This window comes from Capsulimonas sp., assembly GCF_039929585.1.
In the GTDB taxonomy this organism is placed as follows: Bacteria; Armatimonadota; Armatimonadia; order Armatimonadales; family Capsulimonadaceae; genus Capsulimonas.
Map to the genome: position 1 here is coordinate 1 of NZ_JBDSQY010000160.1, position 19,387 is coordinate 19,387.

General features: G+C 62.9%; 13 protein-coding genes. 6 read left to right on the forward strand and 7 right to left on the reverse strand.

From position 1 onward, the window contains the following. Nucleotides 1-90: 90 nt before the first annotated feature. The gene (locus ABIZ35_RS11215; RefSeq protein WP_348219991.1) at nucleotides 91-534 is read left to right on the forward strand and encodes a hypothetical protein; all 444 of its coding nucleotides are present in this window, start codon (nucleotides 91-93) and stop codon (nucleotides 532-534) included. An 11-nt stretch (nucleotides 535-545) separates the two neighbouring features. Here ABIZ35_RS11215 and ABIZ35_RS11220 read toward each other — a convergent pair whose 3' ends face one another. The 3 genes from ABIZ35_RS11220 to ABIZ35_RS11230 all read right to left on the reverse strand — a co-directional run bounded on the left by ABIZ35_RS11220 (nucleotide 546) and on the right by ABIZ35_RS11230 (nucleotide 4,899). Beyond that, nucleotides 546-1,388, reverse strand: a complete 843-nt coding sequence (locus ABIZ35_RS11220; protein ID WP_348219992.1) for a DUF1206 domain-containing protein — start codon at nucleotides 1,386-1,388, stop codon at nucleotides 546-548. A gap of 138 nt (nucleotides 1,389-1,526) precedes the next feature. Beyond that, on the reverse strand, nucleotides 1,527-4,064 hold the full coding sequence (locus ABIZ35_RS11225; RefSeq protein ID WP_348219993.1) for a hypothetical protein: 2,538 nt from the start codon (nucleotides 4,062-4,064) through the stop codon (nucleotides 1,527-1,529). A gap of 40 nt (nucleotides 4,065-4,104) precedes the next feature. Then, nucleotides 4,105-4,899, reverse strand: coding sequence for a phytanoyl-CoA dioxygenase family protein (locus ABIZ35_RS11230; RefSeq protein ID WP_348219994.1), 795 nt, complete (start codon nucleotides 4,897-4,899; stop codon nucleotides 4,105-4,107). A gap of 324 nt (nucleotides 4,900-5,223) precedes the next feature. Between ABIZ35_RS11230 and ABIZ35_RS11235 the strand changes: the two genes are divergently transcribed. After that, nucleotides 5,224-6,081 carry an AraC family transcriptional regulator gene (locus ABIZ35_RS11235; protein ID WP_348219995.1) on the forward strand — a complete coding sequence of 286 codons (858 nt, stop codon included), beginning with the start codon at nucleotides 5,224-5,226 and terminating at the stop codon, nucleotides 6,079-6,081. A gap of 69 nt (nucleotides 6,082-6,150) precedes the next feature. Here the strand turns inward: ABIZ35_RS11235 and ABIZ35_RS11240 are convergent, their stop codons facing one another. From ABIZ35_RS11240 to ABIZ35_RS11250, 3 genes are all read right to left on the reverse strand, one after another. After that, nucleotides 6,151-8,376, reverse strand: a complete 2,226-nt coding sequence (locus ABIZ35_RS11240) for a M56 family metallopeptidase (RefSeq protein ID WP_348219996.1) — start codon at nucleotides 8,374-8,376, stop codon at nucleotides 6,151-6,153. Between the two features lie 20 nt (nucleotides 8,377-8,396). Next, entirely contained in the window at nucleotides 8,397-8,795 is a 399-nt protein-coding gene (locus ABIZ35_RS11245) for a BlaI/MecI/CopY family transcriptional regulator (RefSeq protein ID WP_348219997.1), read from the reverse strand. 183 nt (nucleotides 8,796-8,978) lie between these two features. Beyond that, nucleotides 8,979-9,221, reverse strand: a complete 243-nt coding sequence (locus tag ABIZ35_RS11250) for a hypothetical protein (protein ID WP_348219998.1) — start codon at nucleotides 9,219-9,221, stop codon at nucleotides 8,979-8,981. Between the two features lie 154 nt (nucleotides 9,222-9,375). On the opposite strand from ABIZ35_RS11250, the gene ABIZ35_RS11255 reads away from it, so the two are divergent. Then, complete coding sequence (locus ABIZ35_RS11255; RefSeq protein ID WP_348219999.1) at nucleotides 9,376-9,765, forward strand: hypothetical protein; 390 nt, start codon at nucleotides 9,376-9,378, stop codon at nucleotides 9,763-9,765. Nucleotides 9,766-9,849: 84 nt separating this feature from the next. Here ABIZ35_RS11255 and ABIZ35_RS11260 read toward each other — a convergent pair whose 3' ends face one another. Beyond that, entirely contained in the window at nucleotides 9,850-10,080 is a 231-nt protein-coding gene (locus ABIZ35_RS11260; RefSeq protein ID WP_348220000.1) for a hypothetical protein, read from the reverse strand. A gap of 330 nt (nucleotides 10,081-10,410) precedes the next feature. On the opposite strand from ABIZ35_RS11260, the gene ABIZ35_RS11265 reads away from it, so the two are divergent. From ABIZ35_RS11265 to ABIZ35_RS11275, 3 genes are all read left to right on the forward strand, one after another. Continuing rightward, nucleotides 10,411-13,806, forward strand: coding sequence for a glycosyl hydrolase (locus ABIZ35_RS11265; protein ID WP_348220001.1), 3,396 nt, complete (start codon nucleotides 10,411-10,413; stop codon nucleotides 13,804-13,806). A 258-nt stretch (nucleotides 13,807-14,064) separates the two neighbouring features. Then, entirely contained in the window at nucleotides 14,065-15,465 is a 1,401-nt protein-coding gene (locus ABIZ35_RS11270) for a DUF3863 domain-containing protein (RefSeq protein ID WP_348220002.1), read from the forward strand. A gap of 366 nt (nucleotides 15,466-15,831) precedes the next feature. Beyond that, nucleotides 15,832-19,260: a glycosyl hydrolase gene (locus tag ABIZ35_RS11275; RefSeq protein WP_348220003.1), complete on the forward strand. Its 3,429-nt coding sequence runs from the start codon at nucleotides 15,832-15,834 to the stop codon at nucleotides 19,258-19,260. The last annotated feature ends 127 nt before the right edge of the window (nucleotides 19,261-19,387 follow it).

The window sequence follows — 19,387 nt, forward strand, 5'->3', positions numbered from 1 at the left end:
AACCCCCCGCCGAAGTAAACTTCGGCGGGGGGTTAGGCAGACCAACGCCAAGAGCCGCGTTCAATGGTATGATGGCAGTGGAGGCGCCAAATGCAAAACAAAACCACGGAAGCTGTTGTATCCGACGCGGAGGAGGAGCGCGACGCGGCCGAACACGAGCGGGCGCTGGCGGAGGAAGTTCGCATCGACGCCGAAGGCCTGAGAACGAGGGCCGAGACAGACCGCGAGGACGCCGAGCACGACCGCGTGAACGACGAAAACCTCCGGATGATCGAAGAGCTTCACCGATCCGTGACGGAGGTTCACCGGGAACAGCGCGAAGCGCTGCGCGAGGTCGCAGAGCATCAGCGCCGGGTGACCGAGGATCAGCGCCGGGTCGCGGAATTGCAGCGTGACGTTGCCGACAGCCAAAAAAAGCTGGCCCAGGAACAGAGCAGTGTCGCCGAGGATCAACGGCGCGGCGCAGAAGAAATGAACCGCACGATCGAGTCCCTGCGCCAGTGGCGGGAAGCGGGCGGCGATTCTCCCCATTGAGCTTCCGTTCGTCATACCGAAATTCGTCTGTAGCGGGATTCGACGAGCATGGAGATTCCATAGGCGATCAGTCCGGCGGCGACGGCGCCGAGAAGCGCGGGGCCGAGGATTTGGTGGGACAGGGCTTTGAGCGCGCCGCCAATGCCTTTGGCGCGCTCGGCGTTCTGCTGAAGGCCGGCCTGGATCAAAAACAGACCGATGACGCCGAAGACGACGCCCCGGGCCGCCAGTCCAAGGCGCGCAAGAGGGACGACAAATCGGCGGCGGCGTCCGTCGATCTCCAGAAGCTTTTGGAAGTTTGCCTGATAAGCCTCTAGAAACTGCGCCAGCGCCGCGACCAGGACAGCGCCCCCCGCCAGGGTCGTCAGCTGCCAGCCCAGCGGTCCCGCAAGCAGACGCGCGACATGGCTCTGTGTCGTATGGTCGCTCAAATGCTTCTCGGCGCCCCTCAGCACCTTGAATGCGCCGACGGCCACGCCTCCGTAAGCCGCCGCGCTGCACAGGTAGCCGAACCGCCGCAGATACCCCTTCACGCTTTGCGGCTCCCCCTCAGGGTTCCACGCCCCCATGATCAGCCGCCACAGCGAATACCCCGCCAGGCCCACGCCCGCCAGACCCAGCAGCGCCTTGCCGAACGGCGCGCCGCCGATCACGTTGGCGGCCCCATAAGCGTCCATCATCCCCCCGCCCGCGTGAGCGGCGGCGAATACCGCCAGCATCCCGATCAGCAGATACACCACGCCCTTGGTCGCCAAGCCCAGCCGCGCCAGCCGAACCACCCAGGGCGCGGCGTGGCGCGCCGCACGATGCGCGCCGTCCAGAATAGCGTCCGAGGAAGAACTCGTTGTATGCATGCTGGGATATACCCAGAACTCATCGCGCCCAGCAAAATTTCTCCGTGAAGTCGCCGGGCGTTTAGCATTCGCCGGACGTCTTATTCGCCGGGCATTACGCTAACGGCAGGCGACGTCGGCGCTTCTCGTGTCGAAAACCTATCCACGCGTGGACGAAATCGGCCGCAGGGCGAAGGCGGTGGTCTTCTTGGCCGCGCCCCCAAACGCAATGTCCCCCCGCGCATTCGCCGTCACCATCGTCGGAGCGCCGCTGCCGATGGACAATGCGTAGACCTTCTTTGGCGCCAGACCGGAAACGACATGGCGGACGGGCGCTCCTTTGCCGAGGATCGTCTCCGTCCAGCGGCGCGGGCCGTCGCCGGTGGTCGGCCATGCGGTGATGTCGAGGCGGATCGGCTGGGACGGGGGACGCGTGATCCGCAGGGCGGGACGGTCGGCGGCGCCGGCGTAATAGGTCAATTGGGCGCGATCGGCGCGCAGGGCGAAGGCGCCGGGGGATTGGACGGCGGCGTCGTCCACGGTCACCGTGGTTTTTCGGGCGTCCAATTGAAGGTCGTAGCGCTGGCCCCGAAGATCGTAATGGAGGCGGGCGCCCGCGAGGTCGGGCGTCAGATGCGGGTCCAGCATCAGGCGGTTCCACTGGGGACGGATGCCGTAGATGTCGCGGTACAGCCCGGCGATGGTGTTGCTGTTTCCGGCGAGAATATCTTCGCCCGCTCCGTCCTGCGAATTACGCAGGTAGCGCTGGAAGGCGAGGCCGTCTTTTTTGTAGCGGTCCAGAATGGCGCGTACGTAATGGACGGCGATGGCGGGCTTGTAGTCGGCGTAGGCGCGCACTCCGAGTTCGCCCCAGCTGAGAAAGATGTCGCCGTTCTCGTAGCTCGGGAACGGCTGCATGCCCATGCAGTCTTCCGGGGCAAAGGGGGTGAAGCACAGAGGCCAGTGGAACAGCCCCTCGCGCTGCATCCGTGAGTCGATGTTGTCGAGGATCGTCTTGCGCTGATCGGCATTACAGACACCGTAGGCGATGGCGCAGAAGTTGACCGGGGTGACGAGGTTGTCGCCGTGCGCGGAGCCGTCCTTTTCCAGCCAGTAGACAAAGCAGCCCTTGCCCTGGTCCCAGAAGCCGCCCTGGGAGACCGGGCGGACGAACGCCTTTTGCAGCCGGGACGCCGCCGCCCGGTAGCGCGCGGCCTGGGCCTTGTCGCCCAAGATGTCCTCGCGCTCGGCCCACAGAATCAGCGCGTGGTACATCTCGACATTGACCAGGGCGTTCTTGCCGCATGCGAAGACGATGTCGATCCAGTCGCTGGACTTGCGGTCCGTGTGCGAGTCCGTCATCATCGTCATGAGGCCGCTATGATCTAAGTCCCGGGCGAGCATCCAGTCAAGCGCGCGCTCGCAGGATTCTTTGTGGCTGCGCAGCCATTTCAGATCGCCGTTCAGATCGAACGTTTCCGAGACGTTGATCGGGTAATCGGGCTGGGAATCGACCAGGGCGCCCCAGCCGCAGTCGTAATAACCCGATTGCGGATCATAGCTGCCGGGGACCATGTTGTCCATGCCGTTTTCATAGACCCAGCGCGTTTTCAAACGGCCGTCCGGCTGGAGGGCGTGGTCGCGCCAGCTGTCCAGGGATTTCGCGAGGCCGGCGGTGTAGTTTGGATCGGCGACCGTGGCGGCGAGCGCTCCGTAGAACGGCTCGTGCAGGCAGACAAAGCCCGTCACCCAGCCGTTGCCGCTCACGATGCCCCGGTCGATCACGCCGTACCGTCCGATGGTGTTCAAAAGCTGGGACACGGCGGCTTCATCGATCCCGGGAAGCACGCCGCGTCCGTAGGTTTGGGCGTAATCGAGCGCCTCAATCTTCATGTCCACCTGCACGGACGCGGGCTGAACCGCGATGGACGCCCACAGGTCCGCGCCGGACCCGAGATAGCGGCGCAGGCCGTGCTTCGGAACGATCTCTTGCGGGGCCGCCGACTGGACATACGAAAAGATGCCCGACGGCTGGCGGGTGAACCGGGAGGCGACGTGCAGATCTCCCGCCGGAGCCGTGGTGATCCGCAGGGCGTCGCGCTGGCCCGGTTTCCAGAAGGTGACGGCGTTGGCGTGCGCGCCGTAGGTGGAGTACTCGCCGAGCAGGTGGCCCCAGGCGACGCCGCCGGTGTCCAGAACGCCGCCGGTCCAGGTCTCCATATTGGCGAAGTCCCAGCCCGGCAGCATCGTGTCTTCAATCTGGGCGCCCGACGGATACTTTCGGAGGATACGCCAATCGATCCCATCGGCCTTGACCGTGAAGCGCCACTCTTCCCGCACCGCCACGCCGCCCGCGCCGAACGCGATCCCATCGACCTCCACCACGCTTCCCGTCACGCGCACTTTCGGCGCGGCGACGCCGGATCGCGTGGTGGACCACTGGCCGCCCGCGAGAATCCCGGAGGCCACGCCGGTGTCCGGGGCGACCGTTTCCCGGCCGTCCACCTCCACACGGTCGAGAAAGCAGCGGTCGGCGTAGTTCAGGCGGATGCGCAGGGCGCCCTGCGCGTCGGCCATGGTCACGGTCCGCGCCGCGCTGTCCTGCGTCACGGTCCCAGCGGGGGCGGCCCAGGCGTGCGGGGCGCCCGCCGCGACAAGAAGAACAAGCGCGGCGGTCCATCGAGAAAAGTGAGTCATGAAAGATCCGTGTTCCGTTCGTCGTTTCGATCAGAGTCGATTAAGCGCGCCAGATCAGCGGGTTCATCTTGTCGTCGTTTAAGAGATCGCCGACTGTGAGCGATTCGAAGTACTCGGTCGGCAGGATGTTCTTGGTTCCATTGAAGGTCGAGCCGTCGGGCATATAAGCGCAGGTCATGGCGCGCCGAGGCTTGTTGGTCATGTTCGCGCCCGCGCCGTGCGCCGTCAGCCCGTTATGAAACACGACGGAGCCGGCTTTGCAGGGAGTGGCGACGGGTTCGATCGCGCGCCATTCGGGATACACATCGAACAATCCGCCCAGCTTCTTTCCGATATCGACCGTTTCGTAGCGCGCGGTCTTATGCGTGCCCGGCAGGTAGTACAGGCAGCCGTTGGAGAGCGTGGCGTCGTCGAGCGCGACCCAGATCGAGATGGAGCTGCGCGACGAGAACGACCAGTACGGGTTGTCCAGATGCCAGCCCGTCGGGTTGCCGTAGGGCGGCTTGATCAGGGCCTGATCGTGCCAAATGCGAATTCCGTCCACGCGGGCGAGGGTTCCCGCCACCCGTCCCAGCGCGGGATCGTGCATGATTTCGTGCATGCCCGGATGGCTGTCCGCCAGCTTGAGGCACTGTGTGAACACCATCGCGAAATAAGCCTCGGAGCTCCCCTGATTGACCAATTCAGGATTCACGGACCCCAATCGCTGCGCCACGGACTCGTCCGTCGCCCAGCGCCAGCGCTCGAGGTCATCCGGAGTCAAGAAGTTCTCCAGAACAATATATCCGTTTTCCTGATAAAACGCGATCTGATCCGGCGTCACTTGAGTGTTCATGCGTATTCTTCCTTTGATGTCCTGCGGCCCTCACCCCCCAGCCCCCTCTCCCAATTCTGGGAGAGGAGTTAGGCCCCCCTGGCCCCCAATGGGGGTAAGTGCATATTATCGAATGCGCGACGAAGATTGAATCTCTGCCACGCGATCGATTTTATGGTCTACACCCCTTGTGGGGGTCGGGGGGCATCTTCTCCTCCCCAGGATTGGGGGGCAGGGGGGGCGAATCGGGACAAGGGCCTAAATCTAAATGTATTATAAGTGGGAATATCTCTGCGCGCCATGGTGAAAGTGGCGAAATACTTGTCTGCTATGGTAAAGTGCGCTATGGCGCTGCATCCACTGCAATCACAGATCTTATACTTCAACGATATCCCCACCCCGCTCGGCCAGATCACCGGTCTGGGCGTGATCCACAATGGGACCGGAACCGAGCGGGGTGTTTTTCGGGTGTACGGGAATTACGCGCTCGCGTACTTCCTGGAGGGGACGGGGGAGTACCGTGATGCGAACGGCTATCGGCATCGCATCGTTCCGGGCGATCTCGTGCTGGTAACCCCAGAGCTGCCGCATCGGTACACGACCCGGCCGGGGCGGTACTGGAGCGAATGCTACTTGATCTTCGACGGCCCCATCTTCGATCTGTGCCTTGCGCGGGGCGTCTTGAACTCGGCGCGCCCGGTGCGCCACCTGGAGCCGATCGATCTCTGGCAGGCTCGTCTGCTGTCGATCGTAGCGTCGCCGTCATCTCAGTCGCCGGTGGAGAAAGGGGCGGAGGTCAGCCGACTGCTGGCGCTGCTGTTGGAAATCTCCGCCCTCGATAATGCGCCGCCGCCCGAACACGGCACGCCCGCATGGCTTGCGACGGCGAAGGCGACGCTGGACGCGGAACTCGAAATCGAAATCGATCTCCAGGCGGTGGCCAATGAGCTGGGATTGTCCTACGAAACCTTCCGCAAGGGCTTCCAAAAGCAGTTCGGCGTTTCGCCCGGTCTTTATCGTACCCAGCGCCGCCTCGCGGTCGCCTGCCGTTTACTCAAGCTGACGACGATGACCCATCAGCGCATCGCCGCGCACCTGGGCTTTTCGGACGAGTTCCATTTTTCCAAACGGTTCAAGCAGATCGTGGGCGTCAGCCCCCGCGAGTATCGGCGTGGGAGCGTGGAAGAGGTGGATGGAGAGTGAGGCAAAACGCATCAACCACCGGCGCATTGCGCATATATAAATAATGGGCAGCCTCTGTGTTGCCCGCCGTCAATTTACTTTCTCCGCCTTGCCCAATAAGAGATGCATGACGCCTTCGGTCTTGATCTCGCCTGGCGTGCGCGTCACGTAACTATACTGCTCCTCTGGGGTCGCGAGCAAGATCCGCCAGACGTTTTCGTGTCCGCTGCTGCTGCTGGTGACCGGGCCAAACCCGGAGATCTGCGGTTTGTCGCCCTTGCCGAGAGGCGTGACGTTTTCGTCACACTGAAACATCGGTCCGCCGGGCGCTATCGTGTCGAAAAACGGCGTGATCGAGATTTTCATTTTGATCTTTTGCGGTACGGGATCCGGCGCCCAATACACGCTGTCCGTGCAGAGCACGTCGCGGATTTGGGTGTAGCTCCACACGCCGCCGACCGGAACCACCGCCGTTTGGCCTTTTTGAAGACGCAGCTTGCCGGCGCGAGCCGCCTCTATCAGCTTTGCGGCAGCCGCTTCGTCCGATCCCTGGGCGTCATGCAGACTGGGCAGCGAGGCGTCGAAGCCCATTTTCGTCAGCTGGCTGATCGGGGCGTAAATCTCCGCGAGCGTGATCTTGTACTTCGGCGAGCGGGATGTCGCTGACAGGTGTTTGTAGGCAGGAAGCGTCTGGGCGGCGATGTAGCGGCCGATCACGACCTTGGCCGGCGTCGTCAGTATCTTGGGACTCGGCGCATTGAAGGGGACGCCCAATCCGTTCGCATCGTACTTGCCGGTGGCGCAGTCGATCGTGATCCATGCGCCGTCTCCGTACGCATTGGTGAAGAAACATCGCCAGGCCAGAACCGGCGGCGACGGCGCCTCTTGGGGCGCTCCGTGAGGCGCGTCCGTCACGCCGTTGACCGGCGGCGCGATGCGGGAGTTACGCTGCGCGATCCAGACCTGTTTCACCTCACGCGGCGTCCATCCTTCGGAGGGGTGTGGACGCGCATCTGACGAAAGCATCCTCCGCATCATAAGGAGCTCTTGCAGGGCCTTTTCCTGAGCCTGAACGGCGGTGATCACAGGTTTCCTCCGTCGCATTTGCGATTCTAACAGCCCCTGATCCGGCAGTTTACCGCGCTGCGCCCTCGCCTCGAACTGGTCCTGGGCGGCGGTGCGCAGGGCGGCGACCGGCGCAAGCAGCAGGACGGCCGCAAGCAGAGACGCCAGTGTGCGGCGGCGGTTCAGCGCGCTCCGGTCGAGCCCGGTGTGCAGGATCGCGCGCATCCGGGCTTCGACGAAGGGACGCTGGGCCATCGCGATGGCGGCTCCTGGCCGGGACGCTTCGGGCGGCGACAGCTGCTTGGCGATCGCCAGCAGATGCTCCGCGTAGTCCGTGGGGCGCGTTCCGGCGGCGAGCACGGCGTCGTCGCAGGCGCGCTCACTTTCCTCGCGTATCTGCCGTGCGGCTACCCATGCCATTGGGTTGAACCAGTGCAGCGCACAGACAACGCCCGCAAGCGCATGCCAGGCCCAGTCCCGGCGGGCGATGTGCGCCAGTTCATGACGCAGGGCGGCCGTCCGCAGATCGACGGGCCATGCTTCGGCGCCCATCGGCAGCAGCACGATGGGGCGCAGCAGCCCTGTTGTCATCGGTATGGCGATTGTGCTTTGACGGAGCTCCACGCCGCGCCGGCCAACTCCCGCCTCCTGGGACAATGTCTCCATCTCCGCCAGCAAAACGGGATTGGTCACGAGCGGGCAGCGGCTCGCCGCCCGCCCCGCCAGCGCAAAACCGGCGGCGAGCCGAATCAACGCGGCGAGAGCGACGATCGCCCAAACAGCCATGATCAGCCGCAGGCGAAGGTTCATGGCGGCGTCCGCCGCCGGCCAGCGCGGCGTGATGACGGGGACGGCCGGCGTGGACTTGCCGGGAACGACTCCCGGCGCGGCGTTCGAAATCGCGCCGGACGTCGGGAGTGGGCCGGACGCCGGCGTCTTCATTGCCGACGCTTGGGGCGGCGCAAAGATTGGGTCGAGCGCCATCGCCGCTGGCGATCCGGCAGTCGCTTGCGAGGAAGGGGCATACGCCTTGGACAGCCGCAGCGGCGGCGCGACCAGGGACAGCAGCGGCGCGGCGAGCACGCCCGCGATCGCTAGAAGCCAGACCAGATGCCGCATAGATGCTGACCCGCGGCGCATGGCGAAGACGATCGCGCCCGCCGCGCCCAAGATCAGCGCGCCTTTGACAGCCTGGGCAAGGAGATAAGCGCCCGCAGTGTCGGGAGCGGGAAATAGTAAGCGAAGGTCCATGGAAATGCCTCTTTGGCGAACTATCCGTTCGACGCGTCCTCAGCCTTGGCGTCTTCAATGATCTGTGTGAGCCGCGCAAGCTCTTCCGGGCTCAGCTTGGCCTCACGACGGGAAAGCAGGGTCAGAAACGCCTGCTCGACGGAGCCTTGGAAGAATGTCTTCAAAACACCGTCCAGCGCGGCCATCGCGGCGCTGGCGCGGGGGGTGGCGGGGGCGTAGACAAAACGTCCATCCTCCTCCACATGCGTCAAATGCCCGCGCTGCTCCAAAATACGCAGCTGCGTACGCACCGTCGAGTTGCTGGGCCTGCCGGGCAGAAGCTCCTCCAGCTCGGCCGCCGTAATGCGCTGGCGCTGAAACGCGATCTCCATGATCTGCTGTTCGCGCGGGTTCAAATAATCGCCGGGGGCTCTGGGCATCGGCATCCCTCCCTAGGATTGTTACTATATTAACATCATGTGTTAATATAGTAACACTACCTAAGCGCTTTGTCAAGCGCTTTGTCAAGCGCTTTGTCTGAAGTCTCTGCATTGCACCCCCACCCCTGGCGCTTGTTGCCTCGCCAGGCAAAGGCGTCAAGCAGAGATGCGGCATGCCATCCGTCAATATGGAGTATCAATCGAAAGTGGACCGAGTTGTATATGGCGCCCCGGAGCCAGTTTCGGAGGCGCGATCGGCGCGCCGGGACTGCAGCAGTAAACCAGCATCTGGTGATGATGGATCGAAAAGATCCCACGACCGGGCGCCGGATAATACCGAACGGTTCCGCCCGTCAGCGGCACGGACGCCAGCCAGAGGGCAAAGATCAGGGGGATCCCTGCCGCGAACATGAGCAGATAACGCATTTTCGTCCCTTTGTCTGCTTGCTTGTGATATTTTATTTTTACACATCCTTCGCGTTCCCGCAAGACAACGGATCGTTCGATTTTCCATCTATGGAATATCGGCCATGTGAATGTGTTCTGTCGGTGGCGCGGAATCCGGGTATAGACATCCACTATGGATGAAAACGTTATCAAAAAGATCGCTCGGATTTTACTGGGCAGCGCCCTGATCTTCGCCGGCGTTAGCCACCTCACATTCGCGCGCAAGCCGTTCCAGGCGCAAGTACCAGATGATGTGCCGCTCAACAAGGATGACACGGTTCTCCTGTCCGGCGTCGCCGAAATCACGCTGGGCGGCGCTCTGGTTCTCACTCCCGAAAAATACCAGGAAGCGGCGGGGAAGCTGGCCGCAGCCTTTTTCATCGCCGTCTTTCCGGGCAACATCTCCCAGTATCGCCACCGCCGATCGGCGTTCGGGCTGGACACGGACAGGAAGCGGTTCCTGCGGCTGTTCTTTCAGCCAGTGCTGGTTTGGTGGGCGTTAAAGAGCACGGAAACGGGTTAAGCGTCCAAGAATAAGCTCAACAAACGTAAGACGCCCGGCGAATAAATTCGCCGGGCGGTCTTGCTGGAATACCGCAATCAAAGATCAATACTTGGTCCAGATTGTGACAGGCCCAGCCTGAACGTAATGTCCCGGTAGAGTGAAATTAGTTGCTCCATTTGGACGGCAGGCGATTGCCTGCATTTGGTAGACGCTAAATCCCCATTGCCGCCAGTCTTTGTCCACATTCATAGCGCCGCCGGTGAACCGAACGGCGGCAAAGCAGATGGCGGCGACGACAACAAACGGCGCCGTGCAGAGAAGCAAAGTACGCATTTGGTTTCCTCATCTCCGAATATGGCGAGACAGCCAATAGTGAGTATGGATGGAGTTGATCGACTGACCTGACAATGCGAACAGACGGACTTACCCACCCGCTTCAAATTCTCAAGATTAAGAAATACAATCGCTTTCCGACGGAAACCACTTGTATGCTTGAATTATGTCCACGCAAATAGTCTAGCACAACAATCGAACGATATCATCCATCCAATGTGCTGTAGCGACCTCATCAGAACAACCGATTGGCCGATTTTCCATTGATGGAAAATCGGCCATAGGTTAGAATGGGCGCATCCAAACGGAATTTGAGCAGGGAGCATGATTATGCCGCGAAGTAAAAATTGGGTTCTTGTGGGGTCCGCCTTGTCAATGATGACGGGGCTGCCCGCCGTGGGCGCGCACGCTGCGGCGCCGGTGACGGGCGGAGATGCGCTCACGCGGGGTTTTGCGATGCCGCCGGACAGCGCGCGGCCGTGGGTGTTCTGGTTCTGGCTGAATGGGAACATCACCAAGCCCGGAATCACCGCCGACCTGGAGGCCATGAAGCGTGTCGGCGTCGGCGGCGTGCTGATCATGGAGGTGGACCAGGGCGCGCCCGCCGGGCCGATGGTCTTCGGCAGTCCCGAATGGCGCGAGATGTTCAAGTTCGCCGCCTCCGAAGCCGGACGGCTGGGTCTTGAGATCAACATGAACAACGACGCCGGGTGGTGCGGCAGCGGCGGACCGTGGATCACCCCCGAGCAGTCGATGCAGAAATTGGTGTGGACCGAAACGACGGTGCACGGCGGCGCGCCGGTCGATCTGGCGCTGGCCGATCCCGAGAAGAACCAGGGGTATTACAACGATATCTCCGTACTGGCGTTCCCCACCCCCAAACCCGGGTTCACGATCCCCGACATTCGCGGCAAGGCGTCGTTCGACCGGCAGGAGTTCGGCCCCGCGCCGGCGATGTATCCCATCGTCCCCGCCGATCAGACCATCCCTAAGGGCGGCGTGATCGACCTGACGTCGAAGTATGTCGGCGGCAAACTGACCTGGACGCCGCCGGCGGGCGAGTGGACGGTCGTGCGCTACGGCCACACCAGCTACGGCACCGTGAACCACCCGGCGCCCGCCGGCGGACTGGGCCTGGAGTCGGATAAGCTGAGCAAGTCGGCGACCAAGGCGGCGTTCGACGGCTTGATCGGAAAGCTCGCGGACGATGTCGGCCCGCTCGTCGGCAAGTCGTTCATGACGACCCATATCGACAGCTGGGAGACAGGCTCGCAGAACTGGTCCGAGGACTTCCGCAAGGATTTCCAGCGGCTGCGCGGCTACGATCCGATGCCCTATCTTCCCATCGTCATGGGCCATGTGATCGAAAGCAACGAAGTCTCCGAGCGCTTTTTGTGGGACTGGCGGCGCACCGTGGCCGATCTCGTTTCCGAAAATTACGCCGGCGAGATGCGCCGCCTGGCGAACGCCAAGGGCCTGAAGCTGTCCATGGAGGCGTATGACGGCGCGCCGACCGACGATATCCAGTACGCGGAAAACGCCGACGAGCCGACCTCCGAGTTCTGGTGGCCGCTCGCCAATACCGGCGCCCTCTGGAGCACGACGGAAATGGCGTCCTCTGCCCATGTCACCGGCAAGCCGATCGTCGGCGCCGAATCGTTCACGGCGGGCGACGAGGAGCGCTGGCGGGCCGCGCCGGGCGACCTCAAGATTCGCGGCGACTGGGCCTTCTGCCACGGCGTCAACCGCTTTGTCTTCCACCGGTTCGCCATGCAGCCGTGGGGCGGAACGGATCCGAACGCTACAGGCAATGAGCCGCTGCTGCGCGCGCCCGGCATGACCATGGGACCGTGGGGCCAGCACTACGAGCGCACCCAGACGTGGTGGAGCCAGACGACGGCGTGGCATGAGTATCTCAGCCGCTGCCAATCGATGCTGCGCATGGGCCGCTACGCCGCCGACATCTGCTACATCCAGCCCGAAGGCGCGCCCCGCCGCTACTCGCCGCCGGGAACCGGCAAGTACGCCTCCGACGGATGCTCCACCGACATCGTGCTCAATCGGATGTCAGTCAAAAACGGCCGGATCGTCCTGCCCGACGGCATGAATTACCGCGTGCTCGCCCTGCCCGATGCGCAGACGATGACGCCGGCGCTTCTTCATAAGATCGCGCAGCTTGTCAAGGACGGCGCCACCGTGGTCGGCCCGCGCCCCCGCAAGTCCCCCAGCCTGATGGGATACCCGGCGTGCGATGACGAAATCTCGACAATCGCCGACAGCCTCTGGGGCAACAGCGAAGGACCGGCCGCCGGACTGCACAAGGTCGGCAAGGGACGCATCGCCTGGGGACAGACGGCCGAGGAATATCTAGACGCGAGCGGTCTCGCGCCGGACTTTGCCGCAAACCCGGGCGTCAGCGCCGACGTGCAGTACATCCACCGCACTCTCGCCGACGGGACCGAGGCGTACTTCGTCGCAAACCTCACCCCGATGACGCTGAACGGAACGTATTCGTTCCGCGTTTCCGGAAAGCGCCCCGAAATCTGGTCTCCAGAAACGGGCAAGACCGAGCTCGCCGCCGTCTACACCGACAAGAACGGAGTGACGACGCTGCCGCTGCACTTCGATTCCACGGAGTCGCGCTTCATCGTGTTCCGGCCCGGCGGAAAGAAAACCGATCCCATCGTCTCGCTCACACGCAACGGCGCGTCCATTGAGTCCGGGGTCAACGCCGCTGCCCACCTGACGGTCGTTTCCGCGTCCTACGGTCCTCCCGGAGACACCGCGCGAACGCGCGACGTTCGCGACAAGGTGCAGGCCCTTCTGGATCATGGAACGCTGGTCTTCACGGTCGGCGACCTCGCGAAGGGCGACGATCCCGCGTTCGGCGTCGTCAAAACCCTGACGATTCAATATACCGACGGCAAGACGACACAGACCGCCATCGGCCAGGACCCGGACACCATTCAGCTGGGCGGCGAGACCGAGTTCTCTCAGAGCCGGATCGCCGAAGTCCACGCCGAAGCTGCAGGCCGCCGCACCCTGCAAGCCTGGGCGCCCGGCCGCTACGCCGCCAAGACCGCCTCGGGCAAAACCCTCGTCGCGGACATCGCCCCGGCGCTCGCGCCGGTCAATCTGGGCGGTCCCTGGTCCGTCCGCTTCCCCGCAAAATCCGGCGGAACACCCCTGAACGCCCCCGCGCGCTCCGACGACAAGACAGTGACATTCCCGGACCTGCAATCCTGGAGCCAGTCGTCCGACGACGCCGTGAAGTATTTCTCCGGCACGGCCACTTACACGAAGACCTTCACCGCGCCCGCGTCCATGATCGATCCCACGACGCCCGTCACGCTCGACCTCGGCCGCGTCAAGGCGTTCGCGCAGGTCTTCATCAACGGCAAGGATCTGGGTATTCTCTGGAAAGCGCCCTATCGCATCGACGTGACCAACGCCCTGAAATCCGGCGATAACGAGATCACCGTCAAAGTGACGAATCTCTGGATCAACCGCATGATCGGCGACGAGCAACTGCCCGAAGACAGCAATCGCAACGGCGACGGCACTCTCAAAGAGTATCCCGCATGGCTCGCCGAGAACAAGCCCAGCCCCACAGGCCGGCAAACGTTCACGACCTGGCGGCTCTGGGGTAAAGACTCGCCGCTGCAAGAGTCTGGCCTGATCGGGCCAGTCAATTTGTATGTGACACGGACGGCGGGGCTGGAGTAGAAACCTATTCCCCCATCGAGCTAAAGCTCGATTTCCCCTTTTCCCAGCAAGGCCCTTCGGGCGGGAAAAGGGGTGCTGATCAATAGATTCCAGGCGAGTTTTGTCGTGGCCTGAGAAGAATTTCTAATCCGAAAACTCTTCACACAACTCGGAACACTCGCCTGGACCGCAGTTACGAACGCCCCTTTCCCCGGGCTTTAGCCCTTCACTGGGAAAAGGGGGAAACGCGCTAAAGCGCGGGGGAATAGGCCAAACAGCATGACACTCACACGACGCGATCTTCTCAAACTCGGCGCCTTCACCCTCGCGGGCGCAAATCTTTTGACCTCCCCCGCGTTCGCAAAAACGCCGGGGAAATCCTCACTGATGGGAGGTCGGTTCTTCACCTACGTCGGCTTCGTGCGCGTCAACCAGATCGAGGCGCGGCGGGACAAGAACGTGGGCGAGGACGAGGCCGAGTTCAATACCCCCGACCAGATGCAATTGCAGCGCGATACGTTCGGCGAGGCGTTTCCCGGGGGGCGTATGACGTGGGCGGTCAGCTGGGAGGCGCTCACCGACAAGCGCGAACAGTACGTGCAGGTCCGAAAAATGCTGGCGGGGTTCCATCAGGACTTCGGCGACGAAATCACGTTTCTGCCCGGCGGCTACTTCGCACCGATGTACAATACGCGCGAGGAGATCAATCAGGCGCTGCATGAGGGCCTGGCGCTGATTGGGGAGATCGTCGGCGGCGGATACCGGCCCAAAAGTGTGGTTGCGGGTTATATGGCCGCCGCCAACTTGGAGTATCTGGCGAAACACGAAGGCATCCATGTGTGTCAGGGCAACATCTGGAGCCAGCATGGGATCGACAACGGGGACGGCGACGGCGCCGTTTCTTATCCCTACTACCCAAGCACGGAGCACTTTTTGAAACCCGCGCAGGGCAAGTCGGACTTCATCGACTGCGTCAACCTGGACGGCTGGACCTGCGATTTTCTTTCCGCGCGATCGAACGGCTTTTCCCACGGCAACTCACGACTGGGCCTGGGACCGATCGAAACGATCTACAACCACGGACTGGAGCTTGGTATTCAGGAGCAGATGCACACGACGGCGCTGCACTACGACGACGGCTTTTCCCGCAACGGCTTCGCCTGGCTCACCGCCATCTGGGAAGTCTCTCTGGTCCGACTCCCAGGCATCATCCCCTCCCTCACGCAGTACGGACAAACCGTGCGGCAACGCTGGCCCGGCGTGAAGGCCGTTACCGTCGGCGAGTTCGGGGAGGCGTGGCGCGCCCAGTATCCCGACAACAAAAAATGGGATTACCAATTCGACGAGCTGGGATCGGGGATCGAAGGATCGGATATCGACACGGAGATCTACTGGTTCATGAACCGTGAATTCCGGCTCGCTCTGACTAGAAACCGAGAGCCGAACAGCCGCTGGCAGGTGATCGACTTCACGCGCTACGACCTCCCGGCGTCGGAGCCGCAGGACGCCGGCCCCAGCAAAACCGTGCGCGAGTGGAGCCTGATGAACGAGATCAACCAGAAACGCACGCGCGGCGCCCAGGACGATCCTCGGCCGCTGACGGAGCTGTCGGAGAGCAATCAGGCGCTGATCCATAAGCATTATCCTAAGTTGTTTCGCCCCATCCCCCCGCCGAAGTAAACTTCGGCCTCCCCCTTTCCCTGCTAAAGGCCCTTCGGGCGGGAAAGGGGGCGTTCGTAATTATACGCCGCACGAGGGTTACGGGTTCTACGACGAAAGATCGTAGTGAACTCTTTCAGCACTCCGTGACTCTCGCGCGGACCGTAATGATGAACATCCCCTTTCCCGCCCGAAGGGCCGAAGCAGGGAAAGGGGACAAACGAGCCAAAGCGAGTTGAGGGGATGGGGCGACCACTTGCCAGAAACGCACACTTCTGATAGAATAGCTTCACCCAAATGAAATCCACGATATCTATCCAACGCGTCTCTCAAATATCCCTTGCTCTTGCCTTCGTCGGCCTCGCCGGATACACGATACAAACCCAAATGAAATCCAATACACCGAACCATCGCACGCGTCACGCCGCGCTTGCACTTGCCGTTACCACCCTCGGCGCCGGAATTCCGGGCATCGTACCCGTTCACGCCGCCACGTCGGACTTGCGGCGCGATTTTGTGTCGCCGCCGGACGCGGCAAAACCGTGGGTCTACTGGTACTTTATGGACGGCAACCAGACGCAGGCGGGGATGCTTGCGGACCTGGAGGCCATGCAGAAGGCCGGGATTGGCGGCATGATCGTGCTGGATGTGGATATCGGAATCCCGCGTGGGCCGGTCGCGTTTATGAGCCCGCAGTGGCAGAGCGACTTCGCCTATGCGGTGAAGGAAGCGAAGCGGCTGGGGCTGGAAATCGCGCTTGGGTCCGGACCGGGCTGGTGCGGCGCGGGCGGACCGTGGATCACGCCGGCGGATTCCATGCAGCATATCGTTTCCAGCGAGACGCAGGTGACGGGCGGGTCGATGTTTGATGGCGTTCTGCCCAGGCCGAAGCCGCGCACGCCGTTCTTTGGCGAAGGGACGCTGACGGAGAGTCTGAAGAAGCAGTGGCAGGATTACTACAAAGATGAGTATGTGATCGCGTTTCCCACGCCCACGAACCCCGCGCGGACTGCGAATGTGGATGACAAGGCGCTGTACTACCGTTCGTCGTACTCTTCGATGGGCGCCGCTCCGCGCATCCCGTCGCCGATTACGGGCGTGACCGCGCCGGCCACGGAGTGCATCCCGGCGGGCAAGATTATTGACCTGACCGGCAAGATGGACGCGGGGGGACGCCTGCGCTGGGACGCGCCCGCCGGGAATTGGACCGTCATGCGCCTGGGCCGGACCGCCACCGGACAGACCACGCGGCCCGCGCCGGAGGCGGGGCTGGGGTTCGAAAGCGACAAGTTCGAGACTGCGGCTTTGGATGTCCAGTTCCAAAACTTTGAGGACAAGCTGATCGAGATGCTGGGGCCGCAGGATTACGGCGGCCACGCGGGACTGACGACGCTGCATTACGACAGCTGGGAAGTCTCCTCGCAGAACTGGTCCACGCATTTCCGTCAGGAGTTCACCAAGAGCAAGGGATACGATCCTCTGCCCTACCTGCCGGCGATGATGGGGTATGTGGTCGGAACGCCCGAGCTGAGCGAACGATTCCTCTGGGACTTGCGCGACGTGTCTTCGGACTTAGTGGTCGAAAAGCAGGGACGGTACATGGCGGACTACGCGCACAAGCACGGTCTGACATTCTCCGTCGAGCCATATGACCTGAACCCCTCGGCGGACCTGGATCTGGGAAGCGTCGCGGATCTGCCGATGGGCGAGTTCTGGTCCAAGGGGTACAGTCTGCCCGCCGAGTACAGCGTGATCGAAGCGACCTCGGTCGGCCACACGAACGGCCGTAAGGTGATCGGCGCGGAGTCGTTCACCGCCGATGCAAACGAGAACTGGCTGCAATATCCTGGCTCCATGAAGGAGCAATTGGACTGGGGGATCTGCGCCGGGCTCAATAAGTTCGTGATCCACCGTTACCAGCACCAGCCCGCCCTGGACCAATATCCCGGCATGACCATGGGTCCGTACGGCGTTCACTGGGAGCGGACCCAGACCTGGTGGGACATGGTTCCCGCGTTCCACACTTATATCACCCGAAGCTGCGACATGTTGCGGCAGGGACTTCCCGTCGCAGATATTCTTTATCTCACTCCCGAAGGCGCGCCCGAAGTGTTTACACCGCCGACATCGGCGTTCCAGAGCAACAACGGCTACGCAGACCGGCGCGGATATAACTTCGACGGCTGCTCGCCCAAGAATCTCATCGCGCATGCCAAGGTCAAGAACGGCAAGGTCGTCTTCCCAGACGGCATGAGCTACCAGGTGCTGGTGCTGCCGCAGTGGAACTCGATGACGCCTGGCCTGCTGCGCAAGATCGTCCAGCTGACCCAGGCCGGCGCCACCGTGGTCGGCGCTCCCCCGTCGAAGTCACCCAGCCTCGTGAATTACCCGGCCTCGGACACGGAGATCAAGTCCCTCGGCGCCAAACTCTGGGGCGCCCAGCCCTACGCGGCAACGCGCAAGGTCGGCCTGGGGCGTGTGGTTCTGGACCACGCCCAGTCCGGACTTTCCATGGACAAGGCGCGCTGGATCTGGTTTGATGAAGGCTCGCCCGCGCAGTCCGCGCCTCCCGGCAAGCGCTACTTCCACAAGACCATCACGCTGACGGGTAAGCCCGCGGCCGCGACGGCGATCGTGACCGCCGACAACCGCTTTGACCTGACGGTCAACGGCCATGCGGCCGGCCACGGCGATAACTTCCATGAGACGCCAATTTTCGACATCGCGAAGTTCCTAAAGCCCGGCGCGAACGTGATCAAAATCACGGCGACAAACGACGACGAGGGGCCGAACCCCGCCGGCCTGATCGGCGCCTTCCAGGTGACCGGCGCGGACGGCGCCGTGCAAACCTTCCAGACCGACTCCAGCTGGCTCGCCTCCCAGTCTCCCCTGGGCGATGGAACTCCGGCGAAGGATCTGGGCGAACGCGGCATGGGCCCGTGGAGCATCAGCGGTCCGAAAGCGGCGATCTATCAGCAGTACGAGGTGACGGCGCGCATCCTGGCCGGCATGAATGTCGCCCCGGACTTCACCTCCAATGTCCCGATGCGCTACATCCACCGCCGCCTTGCTAATGGCGGCGACATGTACTTCATCGCGAATGCGACTCAAACGGCCATCGACGCCACGTGCCAATTCCGCACGGCGGGCCGCGCCCCCGAGTGGTGGGACGCCACCACCGGCGCGAAGCGGCTTCTGCCCAGCTACACGGCAAAGGGCGGCGTGACCACCCTGCCCGTGCATCTGGCGCCCGGCGAAAGCGGCTTCGTCATCTTCGACAAGCCTGCCGTACGCGCCGCCGTCAAATCCATGGCGTCGAACTTCCCAGCCGTGCGCCCCGTTCTGACGCTGACGGCGCCCTGGACTGTTGCGTTCGATCCCAAGTGGGGCGGTCCCGCGCAGATCCAGTTCACATCGCTCGACGACTGGAGCAAGCGTTCCGAGGACGGCATTAAGCACTACAGCGGCAAGGCCACTTACACGACTACGTTCAACGCGCCCGCCGCTCCGTCCAAGACGGGAACCTACTCCCTGTCGCTAGGAACCGTCAAGAACCTGGCGTCGGTCAAGCTCAACGGCCGCGATCTCGGCGTCGTCTGGTGCGCCCCCTGGCGCGTCACCGTCCCCGCCGGCGCAATAAAACCGAAGGGCAATCAGCTGGAAATCACGGTCGCCAATCTCTGGAGCAACCGACTGATCGGAGACGCCGGCAAGCCCGAGAATCAGCGTCTGTCGCACACGACCTATACTCAGTACAATGCGAACTCCCCGCTGCAGCCGTCGGGCCTGCTCGGGCCGGTGGTGCTGGAGAGGTAGAGAACTATCCCGTCGGCACATACCCTTGGGACCTCGGCGCGAAGCGCCACCCCTTCGTCGTAACCCACCCCCGGCCTTCGGCCGACCCCTCCCCGGCCTTCGGCCGACCCCTCCCATGAAGCTGGGA